Below are 20,894 nucleotides of genomic sequence, written 5' to 3'. Positions count from 1 at the left end.
GTCCTCAAGGTCCTTGAGGAGCTTCTCGACGGTCGCGTGGTCGGCGACCTCCTTGTTGGCGGGCTCCTCGCCGCCGGGCAGGTGTTTGCGCACCGCCGGGTACAGGTGCTGCTTCTCGGTCACCGTCTGGACCGCCCTGACCGGCTACGGCCGTCGCATGGGCTGGCACGCCCCCGCCCCCGCCACCACCTGAGAGGTACCCGCAGACGCCCTGCCCAGGACGTACGACCCCGGCACCCACCGGATCGGGCACGGCGCCACCCCGGCCGGGGAACAGGCGCGGGCCGACCTCGCCCGCGCCTGGGACGGCACCCTGGCCCGCCCCAAGATCGCCGGCCCCTCCAACATCGGCGACCTCCTCGCCAGCCACGGCATCCCCGCCGGCTTCGGCCTCCCCTACAAAGGCCTCCACAGCACCGACGAACGCGCCCACCTCACCGAGCGCGTCCACAGCTGCTTGCAGGGCTGATGGTCGAGCACGGCCTGCCGCACGGCAGCCTGCTCGGCCTCGGACAGGAGCTGATGCTCCCCGATCCGCCTGCCGTGAGGGCGGCAGGTCAGTGCCTCGCGGCCGCCGGCCGTCCGCCACCCTCAGAGACACCTTGAACATCGCCGCGACGTCCTCGCGGGCCCGTCCCTCCACGAGCGCGGCCACCGCCCGAAGCCGCGACGCTTCCTGAGTCGACGGTCACAAGTGCCGCGCTCCCCCCACCAGTTCACTCATGCAGCGTTCAACGACCCAGAACCCCTACCGTTTCTGGTCAATAGGGGATCACCGGGGGAGGTCACGAATCCGTGCTCCGGAGCGTGAAGCCGAAGCGGGCGCCCCGGCGTTGTCCGGGCCCCGCGCTTGGCCCCGCGCTGTGGAACCACCGATGCCGGGGTGTGCCTCGTCCTGCCGGCAGCCCTGGCGCAGAGCCGCCGGGCGGTCCGGAACCGAGCTCCGGCCGGGGACCGGTCTGCCGTCCGCTCAAAGGGGCGAACGGCAGACCGATCCGTTCAATGTCGACCCGCCACAACCACGGTTCGTGGTGGGCGAGGCCGGCGACGCCTCACTGTCGGCGCGCGGCTCGGCCTTTCCGTTGATGACGTTCAGTGCACAGGAGCTGTCGAGAAGTCCATCTACGGGGTCAGATCATGCGGGGTCGTACTCGATCTGCAGGTCCGAGGTGTAGGCCATCTCCTCGGGGGCGGTCGTGTCCGGGTCGGAGGCGGGCCTGTTGGGCCGGGAGATGCCGTCGAACAGGGAGTAGTTGAAGCGGAAGCCCAGGTTGGCCTTTCCGGCGCGGCCTTGCACCTTCACCGGGAAGGTGCAGTTCCCGTACAGGGTGTAGTCCGTGCCGCGGCGGTTGTCCGGCACGGTGGAGTGCCAGTGGTAGTCGACGGGGACGCCGCGGTGCGAGTCGCTGTAGCGGAGCTGCATGTGGCCGGCCGCGCAGTCCATCCTCCCCGTGGCGATCGCCCGGATCGCAGGAGAGGTCGTGAACGACCAGGCCATCGGGGCAGGCCTCCCGACGGTTCCCGCCATGTTCACCTGGCCGTCGAAGGTACCGTTCGCGTCAGACCTATTGTAGGAGGGCGCGGACATCTTGAACGTGTGACGGCCCTCGTTGACCCCGGCGTGAGCTGGAGCTGCACCTGCGAGCACGGCCAGCGCGAGCGTCGGCGCGGCTATGGCCGCGGGCTTGAAGAAGGGACGCAAAGACATGGAGTTCCTCGTATTCCTCGTCGGTTGAAGAAACGCGGCGTGAGGCGTGTCACTCGTCGTCGAAGGTGATGGTCAGATCTGACGAGTACCCAGGTCCTCGGCTGTCCTCGGGCTGGGGCTCGAGAGAACTGTCGGGAAGGCGCACCTGTACCGCCCGCCAATGGAAGGAGTCCTGCTCGGCCTGCTCGGCAGTGAAGTGAACGACCTGTCCAGCCGTCAGCTCCCGGTAGCCGGAACCGACGATGGCGGAGAAGTGCGCCCAAACCGGTTCCCGCAGAGAACGGGAAGCCAGGACACCCCATCCTTGATCGGCGTGCCACTCCAGGACATGCCCCATGTAGAGGGTCTCGTTCACGGCGTCAGACATCGTTTGTCCTCCTCTGCTTCGTCATGACTCACCGTCCGGCGCTCCTCCACTGCCCGGGTCGGGGCTCCCTCTGCTGCGGGGACCACGCGGATACGACCGAGTATTCCGTCTTCGTGCACGGACTCCGCCTCCGGGTGACACGTGCGACCGGATCCGGATCGGGTTCCGAGCCCCCGGAGACCTGGCCGCTCGGTACACAGTCAATCCGGTATCCCGACGACGGATCAAGAAAGACCCAGGTGCCTCATGTAAAGGCACGCTCGATTCCGGCCCGCACCCCGCTTCGGACAAACCGCCATCGCCTGGGCCACCGTCGGTCCGCGCCAACGGTTCACGACTCAGTCCGCGATAGCGATGCCGCGGCTGAGTGAACTGTGGAGGATCGGTCGCGGCGAGAGTGCTGACGGGGGGCATGCGATCGTGGGTGCCGTGGATGAATCGGCGGAACGCGTAGATGATCAAGATCGAGTGCTGGCGGTGGTGGAGCGCCGTGAGGCCATCCGTCGAGGCTGGCTGCACCGCGTCGCGACGACGGTCTGCCGCGATCAGCAGGGGCGGGTACTGGTCTATCGGCGGTCCGAGAACCTGTCCCGGTTTCCCGGCCACCATGAGGTGATGTTCGGCGGGGCTGTGGATGTGGGCGAGCCCTACGAGCGGGCGGCGGATCGGGAGTTGGCTGAGGAGATGGGCGTTGATGTACCGGTTCGCTTCTTGTTCAAGGTCCTGTGCCGGGGGCGATCAGCCCGTATTGGCTCGGCGTGCATGAGGCCGTGATCACTGGCGAGGTGTCGCCTGCCCCGGAAGAGGTTGTCTGGCACGGTTGGCTGACGGAAACGGAGCTGAGCGAGGCCGTGCCGCAGTGGCGCTTCGTTCCGGACGGGCAGGAGGCGTTCGACCGCTACACCCGGGCGACCTGGATCGGCTGCTGAACTCGGCCAACGAACCGGAGCAGGCGCCGGCAACGGCCCAGCAGTACTCGCAGATGCCCGCCGATGAACTCCAGCGGCACCTCACCTACCTGGGGGAGGAGTACTACCGGCGGGTCGGGTCGAACAGCGACCAGGGCCGCAGCACGCAGCAGATGCTCGTCACGCTCAAGCCCGGGGCCTTCCGCAACGCCGGCACCACCCAACGGAACACCCAGCTGCGGAAGGTTCCCGTACTCCAGACCCTCCAAGGACTGAAAGCCATCGCCACGAGCCCGTCCACGGCGCACACCGACGCGAAGGTCCTGGCAACCCTGCTCAACGGCGAAGCATCTGCAGCCACCCGACCTGCTGGCGGGGGCCAGCCCCGCACCCAGCGCGGACCGAACCCCAACCAGCAAGCCGCGCAGCGCCAGAGGATGCCCGCGACCCCGCTCGGTACCAGGCCGACGCCCAGCTGCTGGCCGTTCTGGCCATCAGACTGCGTCAGGTCACCGAGGCCATCAACACCCATCCTGTACCGCAGCGCCCGCCGCGTGCGCGCACCGAGCCGAGCACCAGGCCCCTGGCAGAGGCCCAGCAACAGCAGACCTGGCGACACCGGACGGTGCGGCCGCACACAGTCGGCGACACTGGATGGTCGGTGGGGTGAGCCGACGTCATCTGGGGCACCCCGGCGAGGACCTGGCCGGGGTGGGAGCCGTTCGGCAGCGTCAGGGGCAGGCCTGCGGCGTACAGTTCGGCGAAGGCGTCGATGAGCGGATCGGCGTGATCCTGGAGCGCGACGATGCAGCTGCCGCCTTCGGAGCCGGGACGTGGGCCCTGTTCCTGCGCAACCTCGTGACGCAGCTCGGTCAACCCGACCTCGTCGACTACGTCGAGGCCGGTGACGGAGCCGCGGCGTCTGACGGCATCCGGGCCGACTACCCGGCCGCCCGGCTGAGATGGTCGCACGGAGGCCTGGTCGACGTCTATCCGGGACTCGGATGACCCACGAGGACTCGCTGTCCGCGCTCCACGCGGCAGGAGGCGGGGTGCGGTTCCCGGCGACGCGATCATGTTGATCAGCCTCCTGGGAGCCCTCGCCGCTGGGTTGTTCAAGCTCGCCGACTAGGTGGGCTGAGCTGCTGGACCCCGCCCGCCCGGCCCCGGGGAGGTCTCGAGTTGTGGTCGGGGTGGGCGCCTGGCAGGTGCCCACCCCGACCCAGGTCAGGCAGGTTGTCCCGGGGCCGGCTTGTCACGGGCCGGGCCAGTGTCGCGCTGGTGCGGGATGGCGGTGGCGTACTGAGCGGCTTGGAGGAGGTAGGAGGCGCGGTAACGGCCGGCGGGGTTGGCCATGAGCTCTTCGTGGCTGCCCTGTTCGGCGAGACGGCCTTGGTGGAGGACGTAGATGAGGTCGGCGTCGGCGGTCGCGGCGAGGCGGTGGGTGATCAGGATGACAGTCAGGCCCTGGTCGGCGAGTTCGCGGATGCGGGCGAAGGCGGCCACTTCGGACTGGGCGTCGAGGGCGGAGGTCGGTTCGTCGGCGATGACCAGGTGGGTCGGGCGGTTGCCGGGCCCGTCGGTGGTGGCCCGGTGGTGGGTGCGGGCCATGCCGACCCGCTGCCACTGCCCGCCGGACAGCTGCACGCCGCCCTGGAAGCCGCGGGCGGCGAGGGTGTCCCAGCCGTTGTCCTGGGCCTCGACGATCGGGTGCAGGTCGGCGTAGTCGGCGGCGCGCTTGAGGAGCGCAGGGTCGTCGCCGTGCTCGGGGCGTCCGACCAGGACGTTGGCGCGCAGGGTGAACGGCCAGCGCTGGAAGTCCTGTTCGAGGACGGAGACGGAGGAGAACAGCTGGTCGCGGTCGGCGGTGGAGGTGTCGGTGCCATCCCACAGGACGCGGCCGGTGTCGGGGAGGTAGAGGCCGCAGAGGAGCTTGACGAGGGTGGACTTGCCGGAGCCGTTGTCGCCGACTAGCGCCACGACCTGCCCGCGCGGGACGGTGAGGGTGATGTCGGACAGGGCCGGGGTGGTGCGGCCGGGGTAGGTGAAGCCGACGTCCTCCAGGGTGATCGTGTCGGGGCGGTGCGGGAGGTCGGTGCCGCCGGTGGGGATGGCGCGGCGTTCGGACTCGCGCTGGAGGCGCTCCAGGTCGGCGACGAACAGGGCCTCCTCGTACAGGCCGTTCGCGGCGCGGACGAGGGAAGTGATGTCGGCGGCGCCGGTGCGGATACCGACGACGGCGGTGCCGGCGACGGCGAGGGCCATCTGGCCGTCGTAGACGAGCCAGCCCAGGACGGCGAAGGTCGCGGCGGCGGCGAGCCCGGACAGGGCGGAGGCGATGAGGGAGGTGGCGGCGGTGGTGCGCGCGAGCCGGTTCTGCTCCTGCTCGGATGCCTGGGCCATCGCGGTGTAGTGGCCGAGGACGAACGGTCCGATGGCGTGCACGCGGACCTCGGGCGCGGAGTGCGGCTGGGTGATCTGCTGGGCGAGGATGGCGGCGGCTCGGTGGTGCTGGAGCCAGGCCATCATCGAGCCGTAGCGGCGGCGGGCGGAGCGCACCGCGCCCCAGCCCTTCGGAGCGGCGATCAGGACCAGCATGGGCAGCAGGACGGGGTCGAGCGTGAGCAGGACCCCTCCGGCGGCGACGAGGCCGAGCAGGGCGGTGAGTACGGAGATGCTCTGGTTGATCAGGCGGCGCACCGCCGCGGTGCCGAAGCGGGCGGACTCCAGGAGCCTGCTGAACTCCGGGTCCTCGATGGCGGCCAGTTCCACTCGGGCGGCCCGGGCGAGGAACGCGACGGTGGCCGCCCGCTCGGTCTTGGGCTCCAGCCGGTTGCCCGCCCAGGTGGAGACGACCCCCAGAAGCGCTGCCAGGGCGGAGGCGCCGCCGACGGCGAAAGCGGCCGGCAGCGCGGCCCGCAGCAGGTGGTCGGTACTGCCGGAGGCGAACAGGGAGGCGAGGGCTCGGTTGGTGGCCAGCAGTCCGAACGCGGCTGCCAGAGCCCGGCCGATCTCGGCGACGGCGATGGCCGCCAGCGCGGCGCGGTCGGCCTGCCAGGCCAGCTGCACCGCGGTGCGCAGCAGGCGGGGGATCTGCCGGGCCACGGTGAGGAAGCTGACCGTGAGCATGGTCTGTTCGTGGGAGGTGAAGCCGTAGTCGTAGCGCAGCGGGCCGCCGAAGAGGAACTTCTCGCTGGGGGAGATGTCCTCGTCGGGACGGGGCTTGGTCGGGCGGGTCCTCAAGCGTGGTCCTCCAGGTGGGGTGGGCGGGTCGGCCGTCCGGTCCTACGTGCTGGCGAGGGCTGGCGTCGACGTGCTCGGCGCGGCGGGCGGGCACGGGGCAGTCGAAGCGGGGGCCTTAGCAGGCTGGCTCGTTGTGGGCGGCGGCATCGAGGGCGGTCAGCGCAGCCATCCGCCGGGGCCGGGGCGCAGGGTCATGAAGCCGTCCAGGGGCTCGAAGCCGAGGGTGCGGTACAGGTGTGCGCCGGCGTCGGTGGCGCGCAGTTCGACGGCGCCGCAGCCGCGGTCCTTGAGGGCTTCGACGAGGGCGGTGGTGACGGCTCGGCCGTGTCCGCGCCGCCGGTGGGCGGGGTCGGTGGCCACGGTGTGGATGCGGCCCCACCGGCCGGTGGGGAAGGTGGGGCCGAGGTAGCCGCGGTAGACGATGCCGATGGCGCACGCGGCGAGGCCGTCGTCGGTGCGGACAACGTAGGCGAGCAGGTTGGGGTCGGTGCCCAGACGTTCGCGCATGTCATCGCGGAAGATGGTGCGCCACTCGTCGGTGAGCCGGCCGCCGTCCAGGACGGCCACGCGCAGGCGCAGCAGTTCGTCGGCGTCCTCGGGGAGGGCGGGCTGGGCTGTGCCAGGGGTCATCGGGTGGTCCTGTCCAGGGTGGTGTGGGCGGTCAGCAGGAGGCAGAGCAGGTCGTCGAGCGGGTACTCGGCGACGGCGGTCCAGCTGAAGGAGCGCAGCAGGTCGAGGTCGGCCGGGCGCAGGCCGATCGATTCCCGGCCGGCCTGCTGGCGTTCGGCGAGCGGGGTGGTGACGAGGAGCCGGCCGCCCGGGGCGAGGAGGCGGCGCGTTCCGGCGAGGGTCGGTACGAGGTCGACGAAGGCGAGGAACAGTCGGCAGGTGATGAGGTCGAACTCGGCGGCCGGGAGGAGGTCCAGGCCGCCGCGGTCCACGTCGAGGAGGCGGAAGTCGAGGCCGTCGCGGTCGTGGTGCCGGGCCTGGGCGGTGGCGACGGCGGCATGGGAGAAGTCGACGCCGGTGGTGGTGAAGCCCAGGTCGTGGAGGGCGGCGGCGTACTCGCCGGTGCCGCAGCCCAGGTCGAGCGCTCGGCGGCCGGTGCCCGGTGAGAGGTGCTCGGCGAGGAGCCCGACCTCCGGTTCGGTGACGGGACGGAAGCCCTTGCCCTGCTGGTAGTGGTCGTTCCAGTGGTCGGCGGCGGACACTGCCGCTCCTCTCGGTCGGGCGCCTCACCAGGAGCAATCAGCCGGCGGGTGGGAGATCGGGCGGCTGCAGCGGGCCGGGGGCCAGGCGCTCCAGCAGCCGGTCGACGCGGCCGTCGGGCCGGTAGAGCGTGCGGTAGGCGTACGGGTGCGGTCCGCCCGGCAGCGTGACGACGCCCTCGTCGGTGACGGTGCGGCCCCGGGTGATGGCGAGCAGCCGCAGGTCGGCATCCCTGGGCAGGGCCAGTTGTTCGCCGGTGGGTGGGCGGCGGTGGCGGCCGGCCACTCAGGCCCCGACGTAGGCGCGCAGGTCCGCGGGGGTGTCCCAGCCGTAGGTGGAGAAGCCCCGGTTGTCGCCGGCGAGGTAGGCGATGAGCGCGGCGTGCGAGGTGGGGAACATCGGGGTGGGAAGGTTCTCGGCGTCCACCCAGCGGACGGCGAGGTGCTTGTCCGGCTCGGTGTTCGTCAACTCGCCCTGCCAGGAAGTCGCGGCGAACACGGAGAGCAGGAACGGCCCCTTGCCGTCCCAGCCGGCCTTGACCTGGATGGTGTGGACGAGCCGCAGCTCCTCGGGATCCACGACCAGCCCGCTCTCCTCGCGCAGCTCGCGGGCGGCGGCTCGGTCGAGGCGCTCGCCTTCCTCGGCCTTGCCGCCGGGGACGGTCCAGGCGGGCACCGTGGACCAGGAGTCGTTGGCGTAGTGCACGCCGGCGATCGTGCCGGCCTTCTGGTCGTGGACGATGACGGACACGGCCTGACGCAGGGACTGCATGGATGCTCCAAGAAGTAGTGGGAGGAGAGGGGTTAGAGGGCAGTATCCGGGGTGCGCAGCAGGTCCAGGACCGTGCGGGCGTAGCCGAGGACCTCCTCGTCGCGGTGGTGGTCCAGGGCCCAGCGCAGTGCGGCCGGGCAGTCGATGGCGGCCCATGCCCGGCATGCCGCCTGTTCCGGCGCGGTGAGTTCACGCCCGTAGCCGGCGGTGAACGCCACTCGCAGGTCGGCCCGGTGCGGGGTGAGCTGGAGCATGACCCGCATGAGGTCCCGGCGCACCGGTTCTTCGGCCTGGCTGCGCTCGAAGTCGATCAGTCCGAGCGTGAGCCCGCCGTCGTTGCCCTCGCGGCGCACGATCCAGTTCCGTGGGCCGAAGTCGCCGTGGCAGTAGGCGGGTGGGGTGATCGGGGGTTCGGTGCGGGTGGTCTGTGCCAGGACCTCGATGTCCTCCTGGGTGAGTTGGGCGTCGCGGGCGCGGGCGAGCGCCCGTTCGCGTTCCTCGGCCCAGGGGAGTCGGCCGCCGACGGGGGCGCCGGCCGTTGGATGGGCGTGGAGGACGGCCGCGAGCTGCCCGGCCTGCCGGTACACCTCCCGCTCCTCGGCGGTGGTGAGGGCGGCCTTGATGACCGGGGCGCCGGCCAGCGCGGTGGTGAGGACGAGCAGCGACCGGGCGTCCTCGGCGAGCAGGTCCGGTGCCCGGCCGGCACCGAGGGCCGGCGCGAGGATCCGGTAGGCGGTGGTCTCCCGCCGGTGCATGAGCGCGTTCTTGTGGCGTTTGGCGAACAGGCGGCGTCCGCGTTCGTCGGCGACCTCCCAGACGGCAGGGTGGCCCGTGCGGGCGAACGATCGCACGCCCACCGGCTCGTACCGTCCCGCGGCCGCGCGCACCAGCCGGTCGACGTCCTCGGGGACGGCTGCGGCGCTCACGCGGCCCACCCCACGGTGGACAGGCAACGGCCGCGGCCGATCTCGGCGAGCGCGTGAACGGTGTAGGGCACCGTGGTGCCCGGGAGCCCGTCCAGCGGCCACCAGCGCAGCGCGTGGCACTTGTGCGGTTCGGCGTTGCGGACCAGGCCGTCGTAGCGGGTGGGTCGGAAGAACAGTTGGAGGCGGCTTCGGTCGTCGTCGGCGTCGAGGTGGTGCAGGGTGTGGACGAGCTCCAGATCGGCCTCGGCGATGCGGATGCCGAGCTCCTCCTCGGCCTCGCGTGTCATCGAGGCGGTGACCCGCTCGCCGGGCGACATGTGGCCGGAGGGAAGGTGCCACATGCCGTTCGCGTAGGCGGTGTTGCGGCGCCGGCCGAGGAGCACGGCGGCGTCGTCGACGAGGACGAGGTGGACGCCGACGACCAGGATCAGCGGATCGGTCCCGGCGGAGCGGAGGGACTCGGTGGGGGACGGCCGGTGGGCGTCGGGCGCAGTCATGCGGTCCCCCCGCCGGGCTGGTCGGAAGCGTCGGCGAGCAGCGGCAGGTAGTGCTGCAGGTAGGGCGGGACCTTGAGGGAGAGGACCTCGTCGAGGGGGACCATGCGGACGGCCAGGCCCTCGTCGCCGAGCCGCAGGTCGCCTTCGTCGCCGTCCCAGACGGCCCGCAGGACACGGGTGAGCGGGAGGCCGAGGTCGTCGTTCGGGTCGGGGAGGGGGCGCAGTGCGGTGATCTCGATGCCGGCCTCCTCCCGGACCTCGCGCACCGCGGTCTCCGGAGCGCTCTCGCCGGCCTCGCGCCAGCCGCCGATCGGAGTCCAGTATCCCGGCCAGGGCATGCCGGGCCGGTCCTCGCGCCGGTGCATCAGCAGTCGGCCCGCGCGGTCGGTGACGAGGACCAGGACGCCCTCGAAGTCGTCGCCGTACGGGGCGGGGCGTTCCAGGTAGAGCGGGATGCCGCTGCGGTGGGCGCGCAGCACCTGGCGCAGCCGCTGGTAGCCGGCGGGTTCCATGAGCTGCCGCCAGTCGTGCGCGCTCTCGAACCGCCACTCGGTGTGTTCGGCCGGGTCCAGGCGGATGCGGGCCTGCTGCTCGGGCGTCAGGGCACCGCCGTCGAAGATGTAGCCGCATACCGGCACGGGGTAGGTGGTGCCGGCCTGCTCGTGGATGACGGCGACCAGGCGCCGCCGGGCGATCACCTCGGGGTTCTCGGTGGCGAGGTCGAGGCCCAGTTCCTCCTGGGCCTCGCGCAGGGCTGTGGTGAACGGCGTCTCGCCGTGCTCGGCGTTTCCGCCGGGGAAGTTCCACACGGCCGGGTTGATGGTCGAGCGCATCCCGAGGACACGGCCCTGCGGGTCGGTGACCAGGAAGCAGCCGTAGGTGCTGGGCCGGGCGATGGTGGCCAGGTAGCTCCCGACGGGCCGCCAGCCGGGGATGCGCAGGCGCCGGGTGAGCCACTCGATCACCGTGCGCTGCCCGTCGCTGGTGGGCGGCAGGGCTTCCGGGGACGCCCACTGGTGGCCGTCGTGGTCTGGTGAGAGGAGGACCCGGGTGCCGTCCGGGACGACGGTGGTGAAGACGAACTGGCGCACGCGCAGCCCGCGCTGGTTGGTGAAGTCGAGGTGCCGCGCGTACTCCAGCCCCAGGCCGGTGAGCCCGGTCTCCTCGGTCAGTTCGCGGGCCGCGCCGAGGGGCACCGTCTCGTCCTCCTCCCGGCCGCCGCCCGGGTACTCCCACAGGCCCGGTAGGACGTCGTTCGGGGACCGGCGGATCATCAGGATCCGGCTCGAGGCGTCGCGGACCACGACGCCGACGCCGATCCGTTGGATGCCCTCGCGTGCGGCGAGGTCGGTGAGTACATCGAAGTCGATCACTGAACATGCTCCTCGCGGTCGCGGGCGGGCACGGCCGAACGGCAGGCCGGTACGGTGCCGCCGGGGTTGTCCATGAAGACCTCCGGACATGGTGGTGTTCGAGCACGCCACGCCGCGCATCCGCCTCCCGGCCAGGCAAGTGCGCCGTCAGGGAGCCGAGTTGGGATGCTGCGCGGGAGTGGAGGTGACTGATGATGGTGCTGTTCGATTTTGCTGTTCAAGCGGATTCCCTCCGGGCGAGCCCGGGTCGAACGGGGACGTTTCGAGCACCCCCTGGGCGCGGGCCAACGCCTCCTCCAGGACGCCGCGCAGGGCACCCGGCAGGGTGCCCGAGCCCAGCGCGCAGGCGGCGAGCGCCCGTTCGAGAGCTTCCCGCCGCGCCGGGGCGAGGTGCTGGCGGACGCCCTCGTGGCCCAGGAGGTCCCGGAGCGCGTAGCCGTCGCCGGATTCACCCGTTCGGCTGGTCAGCTGGGCGAGGAGGTTTCGGGCCCGGGGGGTGTCCGAGCCGGCCGCGTCGAGTGCGGTCAGCGCCAGGCGGGTGGTGAAGACGGCCAGGCCCTCGTCGGGCTCGAAGGCGAGGCACCGGTCGATCGCGGTCTCGGCGGCCCGGTCGTCGCCGGGGCGGCACAGCGCGGTGAGGACGGCAGTGACGGCGTCCTCCCAGGCGCTGCCCGGCTCGGTGGATTCCAGCAGGGCGCGGGCGGCCGGCAGGTTGCCGTTGGTGGCGGCGGCGAGGACGGCGGTCTGGCGGCCGTCGAACATGCGCTGGCCGACGCCGCGGTGCTCCTCGATGTGGCGCAGTGCCTCGTCCCAGCGGCCGGCGGAGGTGAGGGCGCGGGTGCCGTCGGCGAGCACGACGCGCCACAGCCATGCCCGGACCTCGCCGCGCTGCCCGTCGGTCTCGGTGAGCCGGGCGGGCACCAGGATCCCGTCGACGGCGGTTTCGGTGCCGGTGCTGACCGCGCGGTAGAGGTCGAGGAGGAGCTGGTGGCCCTGCTGGTGGTGGTCCGCGCGGATGCGGAGCCGGGCGAGGTTCACCAGGGGTTCCAGGCCGCGGATGGCGCTCATCGCGGGGAGCGGGCCGCGGGTGAGGTGGAGGGCGGCGTGGCGGTGGCACAGTTCGCGCGCGTAGCCGGGCAGTCCGATGTCGGAGGCGAGGAGGGCGGCCTGGTTGAAGACGGTGGATGCCGCGCCCGGGTCGCCCTGCCGGGAGGCCGTGTCGGCCAGCTGCTGGAGCCGGCCGACACGGGCGTCGAGAGGCAGGCACACGGGCCGGGGCCGGGCGACCAGCGGGAAGCGCTGGGCTATGGGTCCGGTCGGGTGCACGCGGCTACTCCCAGATGACGGTGATGGGGTGGTCGGGGCGGTCCAGGACGAAGCGGCCGGCGGCCGGATCGGCGACGGCGGGCGCGTCCGGGAGCTCGAAGCGCAGGGCCCGGTCGCGGAAGCCCGCGTTCCAGGTGCGGAGCTGTTCGGCGACGAGGTCGGCGAGGGCGGCGCCGCCGGGGCCGTGGCCGACGACGCCGGTCTCGTAGGCCTTGCGGCCGTCGCTGCCGGGCTCGGCGGCGCGCAGGGTGAGGTAGGCGAGGGAGCCGTCCTGGACGGTGGCCATGGCACCCCAGGGGAGCATGGGGGTGACGCCGCGGTCGCGGGCGTCGCCGGTCACGCTCATCCGCACGATCGGGTGGGGCAGGGTGAGGGCCAGCCAGAGGTCGTGGTACTCGTAGGTGGTGCCGGCCGGGATGGTGACGCCGGTCCAGACCTCGTGGCGCTCGGTGTCCAGGATGCCGAGCAGCAGGTCGGCGTCGACCGCGTCGCTCTGGTCCTTGTGGACCTGGAGGGTGACGTCGCCCTGGCTGGTGAGGGCCACGGTGCGGCGTTCGTCGTCCATGCTTCCGCGCAGCGGCATGAAGACCGCGAGCTGGTCGTCGATGGACACCCAGGCGTCGCCGCGGCGTTCGAAGGCGATGACCCTGCCGGCGGTGCCGCGCAGACGCAGCGGGACGACGATCCGGCCGCTCGGCTTGACCTGCTGGAGCCAGGCGGTGGGCATCTCGCTGGTGCTCACGGTGGCGATGACCCGGTCGTACGGAGCCCCTTCGGGGTGGCCGAGGACGCCGTCGCCGAGGACCACGGTGACGTTGTCGATTCCGGCGTCGGCGAGGTGTTTGCGGGCGCCGTCGACGAGGTCGTCGTCCACGTCGACGGTGACCACGTGCCCGCCGGGGCCAACGATGTGGCCCATGTAGGCGGCGTTGACGCCGGTGCCGGCGCCGGCCTCGAAGATCCGCTCACCGGGCTGGGCAGCGAGCTGCTCCAGCATCATGGCGACGATCGCGGGCTGGGAGGCGGCGCTGATCCGGGTGCCGGAGCCGTCGGTCTTGGTGTAGGTGAAGTTGTCCGCGTAGGCGGCTTCGAGGGTGAAGCTGGGCAGGAAGTGCTCGCGGCCGATGCTGCGGACGGCGCGCTCGACCGGGCTGCTGGTGATGTGCTTGCCGGTGAGCAGGCGCTCGGTGAGGGCATCGCGCAGCTGGTCGGCGGTCGGGGTGCCGGTGCTGTCGCTGAGAGTAGTCACGTGGGCGACCCTAGTGGTGGTGCGGATGGTTGATTGCGAGGGCTCGGGGCTCTCGCCGGAGTGGAAGACTGCGGCCACCGCCCGTGCGGCGGTGGCGGATTGGTGGTTGCCGGGCGGGCGAGGTTGACCGGGGCGAGGGCGCGGACCGCGGCCTGAGCCGGGAGCGGAGTGCAGGTAGGCGACCGCGTGGCGGCGGCACATCGCGCGGGCGGTGGTGGGCTTGCCGATGTCGGAGGCGATCAGGGCGGCCTGGTTGTGGACGGTTGAGGCCGTGCTCGGGTCGTCCTGCGCGGGGGCGAGTTCGATCAGCGCCCGCACCCGCTGGGGCAAAGGCAGGCGGGCGGGGCGGGGCCTGGCCACGAGCGGGAAGAGCCGGGCCGCGGAATCAGGGGGTTTCCACATGACCGGCGGGGCTCCTCTCGGTGGTGGGGTCGGGGCCGAAGACGACGGTCTTGGCGGCGGCGGCGAACGAGGTCTGGGTGGCGTAGGGCAGGCCGCACCGGTTCCAGGCGAAGATCACGTGGTGGGCCAGGACGTCGCGCAGGCCGCGGTGGAGCCTGCCGGCGGCGTGGAGTCCAGCCAGTTCGGCTCCGGTGTCGCTGTGGGCGCGGGCCCGCTGGGTGGCGTGGGCGAGCGGACCGCCTGGCCGTAGCACGTAGTGCGGGTCGGCCGAGAGCAGATGGTGGACGGCGGTGTGCAGTCGGTCGTGCCCGTCCCTGGCGGCGGTTTCGGGTTGGGCTCGGTGGGCTGCGACGCGGGCCCAGACGTCGCCGCGCTCGTACCAGTCCAGGCCGGCGGAGTGCATCAGGAGGTTGCACAGGATCAGGGAGGTCTCGCCGCGGTGCGTGCGGGGTTCGGCCGTCAGGAAGCCGCGGCTGTCGCGGTGGAAGAGCCGGTGGGCGCTGTCCATGGCTTCGGTGCCGCCGAAGGCGTGGACCTCGGGTTCGTAGACGCTCGGCGTCCAGCCTTCGATGTGGCCGGCGGAGGTCAATTCGTCGAGCCCGCGGGTGATGCGGTCGTGCCCGCCGGGGCCGGGCTGGTAGCGCACGCGCCAGCAGGGGCGTTTGCGGATGACGAACCAGGCGGCGAGGGCCCCTTCGTCCTCGGCGGCGTGCAGGAGCGGGGCGAGGTGGGTCAGGGCGGTGGTCTCGGCGCGGTCCCAGTCGAGGAACGCAACGTTGGCTTGGCGCCAGGGGGTTGGGCGCATGAGGGGGCCTCCGGGGTTCATGCCAGGGCGAGGAAGGTGTCCCAGTGCGGTTCGGGTGTGTGGCCCATGCCGAAGGTGTGCAGGGCAAGGGCCGTCCCGGCGGCGCCGTCGAGGAGTTCCGGGTCGTGTCCGCTCTGGTCGAGTGCGGTGACCAAGCGGTCGGCCAGGTGCGGCAATTCGGCGGCGATAGCGCGGTTGCCGGTTTCGGTGGCCATGCGCCATGCGGCATGCAGGAGGCCCGCCATGCCGTGGCACAGCCCGGTCTCAGGGAGTTCGGCCAGTTGCTCCGGGTCGCGCAGGGCGGCGAGGATCGCGGCCTCGGCATCGCACACACGCTGCGGCTCACCGAGGGCGAGGCCGGCCAACTGCTGGGCGCGAGCGGTGCCGCTGGCCCCGTAGCACCAGGACGGCCGGGGTCGCAGGTCCGGGTGGAGGCGGTGGTCGGCGCTCTGTTCGACGGTGAGCTGGCCCGGCCACCAGGGGCCGCTCTGACCGTCCTGGCGCCAGTGGTCGGTCCAGGCGCAGATCCGTTCGATGGCCTCGGCCGTGCCGGGCACGGCCGTGTCGTGGAGCAGGGCCCGGGACAGCACGGACAGGGTGGCGCCGATGCCGTGGGCGGTGCCGAAGTTGCCGTGGCCGCCGGGGTAGTCGGCGTGGGGTGCGCCGGTCGGTGCGACATCCATCCACCAGGGCGGCAGCCCGGCCGCGTCGGGCAGGGGCTCGGTCAGGCGGATGAGGTAGGCGAGCACGTCCCGGGTGATCTCGTGGTGGGGGTGCCGGCTCAGGTGGTAGGCGCCCAACCCCGACAGCCCCTGGATCAGGTCGAACTCCTCCATGGGGGGCCGTTCGGCGCGGTCGATGCGCAGGCGGGCAGCGGCCAGTCGGGTGCGGGTGACGGTGGTGGTCGCCGTGTCGAGGCGGTCCAGGACGCGCCGGTAGCTGCTCTGTGTGGCGGCCGCGGTGGAGGTGATGAAGGCGAGGGCCGGGGCGCCGAAGTACAGGTTGGCGTTGGCGGCGGCGCTGATGTCGCCGTGCAGGGCGGCCAGCAGCCAGGTGTGGGCGGTGTCCCAGTCGCCGTGGCCGGTGCGGGCGCGCTCGATGTGCAGCAGGGCGATGCCCGAGGCGCCTCCGGCGAGTGACTGCGGCCAGGACCGGCCGCCTTCGGGCCGCCCGAGCGGCCACACGGCGACCGGGTCGGCGAGCGCCTGGGCGAGCCGGTCGGCGGCGGCCAGCGCGGCGGCCTCGGGGGCTGTCGTGGTCATTGCTTCCTCCGTGCGGTCCGGCTCAGGGCGGCGGCTCGGGCCAGGTGCAGGTGCGTGCGTTCCTCGTCCAGGTCCGGGCCGTGCATCCGCACGTGGTGGAGGTGCAGCAGGTCCGGCAGCAGGTCCTCGGGGCTGATGCCGGCGTTCTGGAGCGTGCGGCGGTAGGCGGTCAGCGCTTCGCACCGCTCGGCCCAGGAGGCGGCGACCTGCTCGCTCAGGGCCATGGGGCCGGTGGTCACCAGGTCGACGGCCTGGCGGTAGACGGTGCGGTCCGGGGCGGTGGGGCTGGTGCGGGTGTGGTCGATGAGCCAGCGCATCGCACTGGCGGTGTCGCCGAGCAGGCCGGCGGCGATGTCCGTCATACTCGCGGCGGTGATCGCTCCCGCATCCACCGAGCCCGCGACGGCGAGTTGGGCGAGGGTGACAGCGGAGTCGGCCGCGAAGTACCGCTCGGCCGCCTCGGTCGCGCTCGGGCCGCCGAACCGCGCGGTCTCCGGGTGGTAGGTCTCCACGCTGGTGTGGGTGATCACGCCGTGTCGCCGCAGACGGCGGGTCCACTCCCCGATGCGCTCGAAGACCGCGCCGAGGGTCCCGGGCTCGCACGCCAGCCGCAGGCGCAGGTGGTCGTCGGGTTCGCGGTAGCGGATGAACCACCATGGTGGTGAACCCAGTTCGTCCAGCAGGGCCGGCAGGTGGCGGGTCAGGATCTGGTCCTGTCGCTCGCGCCGCCCGTGCAGGTGGAGCTGGATGCGGTCGTCGCAGCCGGGCAGGTGGCCGTGCTCCTGGCCCGTGACGTGGCCCGTCGTCTTGACCGGGGCGGCGTTCTGGTCGGCGGCCAGGGGGATGACGACTTCGTGGGCGCGCCCGCCGGTCCAACCCAGGTCGTTCGGCTGAGGTGCGGCGTTGAGCGCGACCACGGCGTCGCGGTCCAGATGGGCCCGCAGCAGGGCCCGGTGCGCGGGCTGGGCGAGGTCGAGGGCGAGGCGTTGATCGGCTTCGCTCAAGTACACGTGCTCGGGCAGGTGCACGGCGCGGCGCCATCGGGTCAGGGCCTGGTCCCACATGGCCCATGGCGTGTCGGCGGCAGGTAGGTCGCCCTGGGTGAGGAGCCAGCGGGCTGGGGACAGGATCGTGCGCCGGTAGCGCAGGGCGGGCAGGAACGGCAGGTTGGAGGCGGCGGTGCCCCACAGGAATCCGGTGCAGGGGACGGCCAGTGCGACGGGGGCTTCGGCCAGGAAGCGGGCCAGCGGGTGGGAGTGGTGGCCCAGGTCGACGGCGTTCAGCAGCAGGGTGTGTACGGGCCGGTTGCGGGAGATGGAGACCAGGTGCAGTTGTCCGGCGTCGGCGGTGACGGCCAGGTCCGTCACCGGGAGCAGGGCGGTGTCCGGGCCGTGGAAGTCGCCGAGCGGGATCACCAGGTCGGCCGCCTGCGGTGCGCGGGCGACGTTCTGGGCGCGGGCGGACAGCGGGGTGGAGCTGAGCTGGGCGAGGAGCGCGTCTTCGTGCACGCCGGGCAGGCCGGCGTACGTCGCCGTCATGCGGCGGCGGTCCGTGCACGGCAGGATGCCCAGGAAACGGCCGGTCGTGGAGCCGGCCGAGCGCGCCACCCCGACGACGTGCAGGGTGAACTCGCCCTGCTGGAGGGCCGCGAGGCCGTCGGCGTGGATGCGGACCGTCAGCTCGGTGCTCGGCTGCACTCGGTGGCCCGGATCGGTGGTGGCCAGGTCCTCCAGCGCGGCGTCGTCGAGTTCGACTTCGAGCCGGTGCCGCGTGCCGGCGGTCTGGGCGAGTTTGATGAGACGGGCGTCGCGTTCGGGCAGCGGGGCGGGCGCCGGTGCGGTGGTGGCACCGAGGTAGCCGGGCAGGTAGCCGAGCGCGTCGATGGCGTCCAGAACGGGGACAGCCGCCCGGGGTCCGTAGCGTTCCAGGAAGCGGCCGTGCCATTGGGTCCAGCCGGTCAGTGCCGCCCGGGGAGCGAGGCGGGTGAGCGCCCGCGCGGCCGCTGCCGCCTCGGCGGCCACCGTCTCGGGGATGGCCAGGTCCCAGTCCACCCGCAGGTCCAGGGAGCCTCGGGGCGCCTGGCGTATCCCCGCGGCCTCGGCCGGGTCGAGATGCGGCAGGTGGTGGTGGAGGGCGGCCAGCGGGTCGGCGACGATCATGGCGGAGCGGAGGCTGGTGAGCAGGACCCCCTGCTTGACCAGGCCCGTCAGGAGCATGTCGACCGAGGCGGTCGGCGCTTTCGGGAAGGCGGCGGACAACTTCGCGGCGAGGTCGCCCCACAGGATGGGGGTCCGCGCACCGTTTAGCGCTTCGCACACCGGCGCGGAGATGCGTACGTGCACGTGCTGCGGTCCCTGCCCGACGGTGCGGCTGGGGCGGTGCTCGATGACCACGTGTCCGTCGCGTTCCACGGCGAGGGCGCTGATGGCCAGCATCAGGTGGGGGCGCAGTGCGGGGTGCTGCTCGAAGTGGTCGATCAGGGCTGTGCTGGATGCCGCGTCGGCTCGGGCAGTGGCGTGGTGCCCGGTACCCACCCGCAGTGCGGCCGCGGCGGCGATGCGCGCGGGCGCGATGCCGGCGAAGAGACCGAACGGGGTGGCGCGGGTGCGGGCCCGCAGCAGGTAGCGCACGACGGCGAGCACCGTGCGCCGTATGTCGGCGGCCGGGACGGGCCTGCCGGATCGGATCTGTTCCACCCGGTGCGCGAGGTCCGCGCTGGCGGCCGTGACGGCGGCGGCGAAGTCCCCTATCTGCCAGACCTGTTGCAACCAGGAGCTCCACGCACGCGTGCTCGCGCCGACGCCGACGAGGTCCGGCCAGGACACCTGCTGGTCCGGGTGCCAGACGGCCGCCCTGACCAATGCCGCATCGATGTGGCGGTACATGAGCCCCCCTCCTGTCGCCGTGCGGTGCCCGGCCGCGCTCCCCGCGCGGCCGGGCACCCTGATGGACTGGCCGCTACGGGCAGCTGACGCACGCGGTCGCGCACGTCGAGTTGCAGCCGTCGTTCGTCAGCCGAATGAGCTGGTCCGCGGCGGTGCCGCCCTCGACGATGGTGATGTCGAGGTCGAAGCCGCTCAGGTCGTGCTGCTCGTCGGCCTGCTGCGAGGGCGCGACGGGGCCCTCCAACTGCACGGTCATACATGCCTCCTTGGCAGATCGGTGGGTGGTGCACCCGGGCCCCGGATCGGGCCCCGGGAGTCTCAGTGCCAGGTCGCCGTGACGATGCCGTGGCGTCGCAGGACGGCGTTGCCGGGCAGGGGGGTGGGCGCGGGGCCGGGCAGGTAGCGGAACGTCGCGGCGCCGCGGCGGCGGTGGTCGCGGGCCCAGCGGCGAAGCAGCGTGACGTACTCGTCGGCGAGCACTTCGGCGCCGGGCCCGTGGGCGATCACGCCGCTCTCGAAGCCACCGGTGTCCGCGTTCTCGCGGCGGGTGCGGTAGGCGAAGCTGTCCTCACTGACCAGGGCGGGCACCCCGAACAGCGCGGACGCCTCCACGAGGCCGCGCTCGACCACATCGCCCGCGGCCTGCAGGCGGGCCGGGCTCGACAGGTTGAGGGTGAGGTAGAGCTCCAACTCGTCGGGCAGATCGTACGCCTCGCCGGACCAGCGCTCCAGGCGGGGCGCATCCAGCGCGCGGTTCAGCGCCTGGGCGTCGAGCGGCACCCGGATGTCGTCGCTCTGCACTGCGACGCCCTCACGCAGCATCACCCTGAGTTCCTCTGCGGCCCCTTCACCCTGCATGGGCACGAACCGGGCCAGGTTGTAGGAGCGGCTGACCAGGCCGGTGCCGTCGCGCTCGAAGGCGATCGAGCGGGTCGTGCCGCACACCGTCAGCGGGACGACGAGGCGCCCGGTCGGCGTCAGCCCGCCGATCCAGGACGGGGGGATGTCCCATGCGGCGGCCGTCACGATGATCAGGTCATAGGGTGCGCCGTCCGGCACACCGCCCTCACCGTCGGCCAGGACCGTGCGCACCTGCCGGTACCCGGCCTCGTCCAGGCACCGCCGGGCCTGGTCGATCACGTCGCGGTCGATGTCGACGGTGGTGACCTCGCCCTGCTTGCCGACGAGTTCCTGCAGGTAGGCGGCGTTGACTCCGCCGGAGCCGATCTCCAGCGCCTTCATGCCGGGTTCCACGCCGGCCTGCTCCAGCATCACGGCCTGCAAGTGGGCCGCGGACATGACGCTGAGCTCCAGGCCGTTCTCGTCCTTCTTCACCGGCACGGTGCGGTGCAGGTCATAGGCGATCTCCACCGGCGCATCCGGCGCGAACAGGTGGCGGGGCACCGCGGCGAAGGCGGCGGCGACCGGCTCGCTCCTGACCCCGTCCTGGGCACGCAGCGCACGGACCATGTCCGCACGCAGCGCATCCGGGTCGCGGGCCGGCGAGTCGTCAATGGCAGTCATCCGATTACCTTTTCTGTCATGGGATTGGCGCATGCGGCGCCCAACTCGGTGCTCTGCCCTGGACGCTAGCCAGGACTGCCCGCCGCACGGGCGGATACGCGCCGCCAGCAGGATCGCCTTCGAAGTTCGACTCAAAAGCAGCTCTGAAGATCGTTGCTGTCCCCGGTTCGCAGGTTGGTGGCGCGCGTGGGCTCTGGAGGTCCAGGGTCGGGTGCTGCAAGCTCTCGGCAGCCGGCGCGGATAGGGCTTTGAGTAGGCCGGGTGTTCGAAGTCTTTCCTCTTGGGGAGGGGGCGCTGCGGACGATCTCCAGGTGGAGCGGCCAGTCGCCGCCCTCGTTGTAGTCATCAAGGTCGATCAGGCCCCCGGGGGGAGCACTAGGACACACCGAATCGACTGCTCTGAACAGGGCGCTTTGGGGGGAGCTTTCGCGCATATCCG

At 72.4% G+C, this 20,894-nt stretch carries 18 protein-coding genes and 1 pseudogene; 2 read left to right on the top strand and 17 right to left on the bottom strand.

Annotation, left to right across the window (positions count from 1 at the left end):
• Positions 1 to 1,135: 1,135 nt before the first annotated feature.
• Positions 1,136 to 1,498 (bottom strand): hypothetical protein, encoded by a 363-nt coding sequence (locus AB0O91_RS26650; RefSeq protein WP_363437797.1) that lies wholly within the window; start codon positions 1,496 to 1,498, stop codon positions 1,136 to 1,138.
• Between the two features lie 259 nt (positions 1,499 to 1,757).
• On the bottom strand, positions 1,758 to 2,075 hold the full coding sequence (locus AB0O91_RS26645) for a cold shock domain-containing protein (RefSeq protein WP_363437794.1): 318 nt from the start codon (positions 2,073 to 2,075) through the stop codon (positions 1,758 to 1,760).
• A 429-nt stretch (positions 2,076 to 2,504) separates the two neighbouring features.
• Here AB0O91_RS26645 and AB0O91_RS26640 point away from each other — a divergent pair.
• Both AB0O91_RS26640 and AB0O91_RS26635 read left to right on the top strand, forming a co-directional pair.
• Positions 2,505 to 3,004: pseudogene (locus tag AB0O91_RS26640) on the top strand (NUDIX domain-containing protein).
• A gap of 645 nt (positions 3,005 to 3,649) precedes the next feature.
• A complete protein-coding gene (locus AB0O91_RS26635; RefSeq protein ID WP_363437791.1) occupies positions 3,650 to 3,991 on the top strand; it encodes a hypothetical protein in 342 nt (113 codons plus the stop codon).
• Positions 3,992 to 4,210: 219 nt separating this feature from the next.
• Here the strand turns inward: AB0O91_RS26635 and AB0O91_RS26630 are convergent, their stop codons facing one another.
• From AB0O91_RS26630 to fxlM (AB0O91_RS26560), 15 genes are all read right to left on the bottom strand, one after another.
• Positions 4,211 to 6,226 (bottom strand): ABC transporter ATP-binding protein, encoded by a 2,016-nt coding sequence (locus AB0O91_RS26630; RefSeq protein WP_363437788.1) that lies wholly within the window; start codon positions 6,224 to 6,226, stop codon positions 4,211 to 4,213.
• Positions 6,227 to 6,382: 156 nt separating this feature from the next.
• Positions 6,383 to 6,856 carry an N-acetyltransferase gene (locus AB0O91_RS26625; RefSeq protein ID WP_363437785.1) on the bottom strand — a complete coding sequence of 158 codons (474 nt, stop codon included), beginning with the start codon at positions 6,854 to 6,856 and terminating at the stop codon, positions 6,383 to 6,385.
• Positions 6,853 to 7,437, bottom strand: a complete 585-nt coding sequence (locus AB0O91_RS26620) for a class I SAM-dependent methyltransferase (protein ID WP_363437782.1) — start codon at positions 7,435 to 7,437, stop codon at positions 6,853 to 6,855. The genes AB0O91_RS26625 and AB0O91_RS26620 overlap by 4 nt, the downstream gene beginning before the upstream one ends.
• 37 nt (positions 7,438 to 7,474) lie before the next feature.
• On the bottom strand, positions 7,475 to 7,720 hold the full coding sequence (locus AB0O91_RS26615) for a hypothetical protein (RefSeq protein ID WP_363437780.1): 246 nt from the start codon (positions 7,718 to 7,720) through the stop codon (positions 7,475 to 7,477).
• Positions 7,721 to 8,206 carry an NUDIX domain-containing protein gene (locus AB0O91_RS26610; RefSeq protein WP_363437779.1) on the bottom strand — a complete coding sequence of 162 codons (486 nt, stop codon included), beginning with the start codon at positions 8,204 to 8,206 and terminating at the stop codon, positions 7,721 to 7,723.
• Between the two features lie 32 nt (positions 8,207 to 8,238).
• Positions 8,239 to 9,132, bottom strand: a complete 894-nt coding sequence (locus AB0O91_RS26605; protein WP_363437776.1) for an aminoglycoside phosphotransferase family protein — start codon at positions 9,130 to 9,132, stop codon at positions 8,239 to 8,241.
• Complete coding sequence (locus AB0O91_RS26600; protein ID WP_363437773.1) at positions 9,129 to 9,629, bottom strand: NUDIX domain-containing protein; 501 nt, start codon at positions 9,627 to 9,629, stop codon at positions 9,129 to 9,131. Before AB0O91_RS26600 ends, AB0O91_RS26605 begins: the two co-directional genes overlap by 4 nt.
• On the bottom strand, positions 9,626 to 11,002 hold the full coding sequence (locus AB0O91_RS26595) for an NUDIX hydrolase (RefSeq protein WP_363437770.1): 1,377 nt from the start codon (positions 11,000 to 11,002) through the stop codon (positions 9,626 to 9,628). Before AB0O91_RS26595 ends, AB0O91_RS26600 begins: the two co-directional genes overlap by 4 nt.
• A 147-nt stretch (positions 11,003 to 11,149) precedes the next feature.
• Entirely contained in the window at positions 11,150 to 12,328 is a 1,179-nt protein-coding gene (locus AB0O91_RS26590) for a hypothetical protein (RefSeq protein WP_363437767.1), read from the bottom strand.
• Between the two features lie 4 nt (positions 12,329 to 12,332).
• Positions 12,333 to 13,979, bottom strand: a complete 1,647-nt coding sequence (gene fxlM / locus AB0O91_RS26585) for a methyltransferase, FxLD system (protein WP_363437764.1) — start codon at positions 13,977 to 13,979, stop codon at positions 12,333 to 12,335.
• Positions 13,963 to 14,784 (bottom strand): thiopeptide-type bacteriocin biosynthesis protein, encoded by an 822-nt coding sequence (locus tag AB0O91_RS26580; RefSeq protein WP_363437762.1) that lies wholly within the window; start codon positions 14,782 to 14,784, stop codon positions 13,963 to 13,965. The genes fxlM (AB0O91_RS26585) and AB0O91_RS26580 overlap by 17 nt, the downstream gene beginning before the upstream one ends.
• A 17-nt stretch (positions 14,785 to 14,801) precedes the next feature.
• Positions 14,802 to 16,046: a lanthionine synthetase C family protein gene (locus AB0O91_RS26575; protein ID WP_363437759.1), complete on the bottom strand. Its 1,245-nt coding sequence runs from the start codon at positions 16,044 to 16,046 to the stop codon at positions 14,802 to 14,804.
• Positions 16,043 to 18,931, bottom strand: a complete 2,889-nt coding sequence (locus tag AB0O91_RS26570; RefSeq protein WP_363437757.1) for a lantibiotic dehydratase — start codon at positions 18,929 to 18,931, stop codon at positions 16,043 to 16,045. The genes AB0O91_RS26575 and AB0O91_RS26570 overlap by 4 nt, the downstream gene beginning before the upstream one ends.
• Positions 18,932 to 19,004: 73 nt before the next feature.
• Positions 19,005 to 19,187, bottom strand: coding sequence for an FxLD family lanthipeptide (locus tag AB0O91_RS26565; protein WP_363437754.1), 183 nt, complete (start codon positions 19,185 to 19,187; stop codon positions 19,005 to 19,007).
• A gap of 62 nt (positions 19,188 to 19,249) precedes the next feature.
• Positions 19,250 to 20,455 carry a methyltransferase, FxLD system gene (gene fxlM, locus AB0O91_RS26560; protein WP_363437751.1) on the bottom strand — a complete coding sequence of 402 codons (1,206 nt, stop codon included), beginning with the start codon at positions 20,453 to 20,455 and terminating at the stop codon, positions 19,250 to 19,252.
• Between the last annotated feature and the right edge of the window lie 439 nt (positions 20,456 to 20,894).

The organism is Kitasatospora sp. NPDC089797 (assembly GCF_040684795.1).
Classification (GTDB): domain Bacteria; phylum Actinomycetota; class Actinomycetes; order Streptomycetales; family Streptomycetaceae; genus Kitasatospora.
Note: the sequence above shows the minus strand (reverse complement) of the source record. Positions and strands in the feature narration are given on the sequence as shown.

Excerpts from the sequence above, each read along its gene's own strand:
- AB0O91_RS26565 (WP_363437754.1), bottom strand. The coding sequence starts at position 19,187 with ATGACCGTGCAGTTGGAGGGCCCCGTCGCGCCCTCGCAGCAGGCCGAC.
- AB0O91_RS26625 (WP_363437785.1), bottom strand. The coding sequence starts at position 6,856 with ATGACCCCTGGCACAGCCCAGCCCGCCCTCCCCGAGGACGCCGACGAA.
- fxlM (WP_363437764.1), bottom strand. The coding sequence starts at position 13,979 with ATGTGGAAACCCCCTGATTCCGCGGCCCGGCTCTTCCCGCTCGTGGCC.
- AB0O91_RS26650 (WP_363437797.1), bottom strand. The coding sequence starts at position 1,498 with ATGGCCTGGTCGTTCACGACCTCTCCTGCGATCCGGGCGATCGCCACG.
- AB0O91_RS26645 (WP_363437794.1), bottom strand. The coding sequence starts at position 2,075 with ATGTCTGACGCCGTGAACGAGACCCTCTACATGGGGCATGTCCTGGAG.
- AB0O91_RS26570 (WP_363437757.1), bottom strand. The coding sequence starts at position 18,931 with ATGTACCGCCACATCGATGCGGCATTGGTCAGGGCGGCCGTCTGGCAC.
- AB0O91_RS26610 (WP_363437779.1), bottom strand. The coding sequence starts at position 8,206 with ATGCAGTCCCTGCGTCAGGCCGTGTCCGTCATCGTCCACGACCAGAAG.
- fxlM (WP_363437751.1), bottom strand. The coding sequence starts at position 20,455 with ATGACTGCCATTGACGACTCGCCGGCCCGCGACCCGGATGCGCTGCGT.
- AB0O91_RS26580 (WP_363437762.1), bottom strand. The coding sequence starts at position 14,784 with ATGCGCCCAACCCCCTGGCGCCAAGCCAACGTTGCGTTCCTCGACTGG.
- AB0O91_RS26600 (WP_363437773.1), bottom strand. The coding sequence starts at position 9,629 with ATGACTGCGCCCGACGCCCACCGGCCGTCCCCCACCGAGTCCCTCCGC.
- AB0O91_RS26575 (WP_363437759.1), bottom strand. The coding sequence starts at position 16,046 with ATGACCACGACAGCCCCCGAGGCCGCCGCGCTGGCCGCCGCCGACCGG.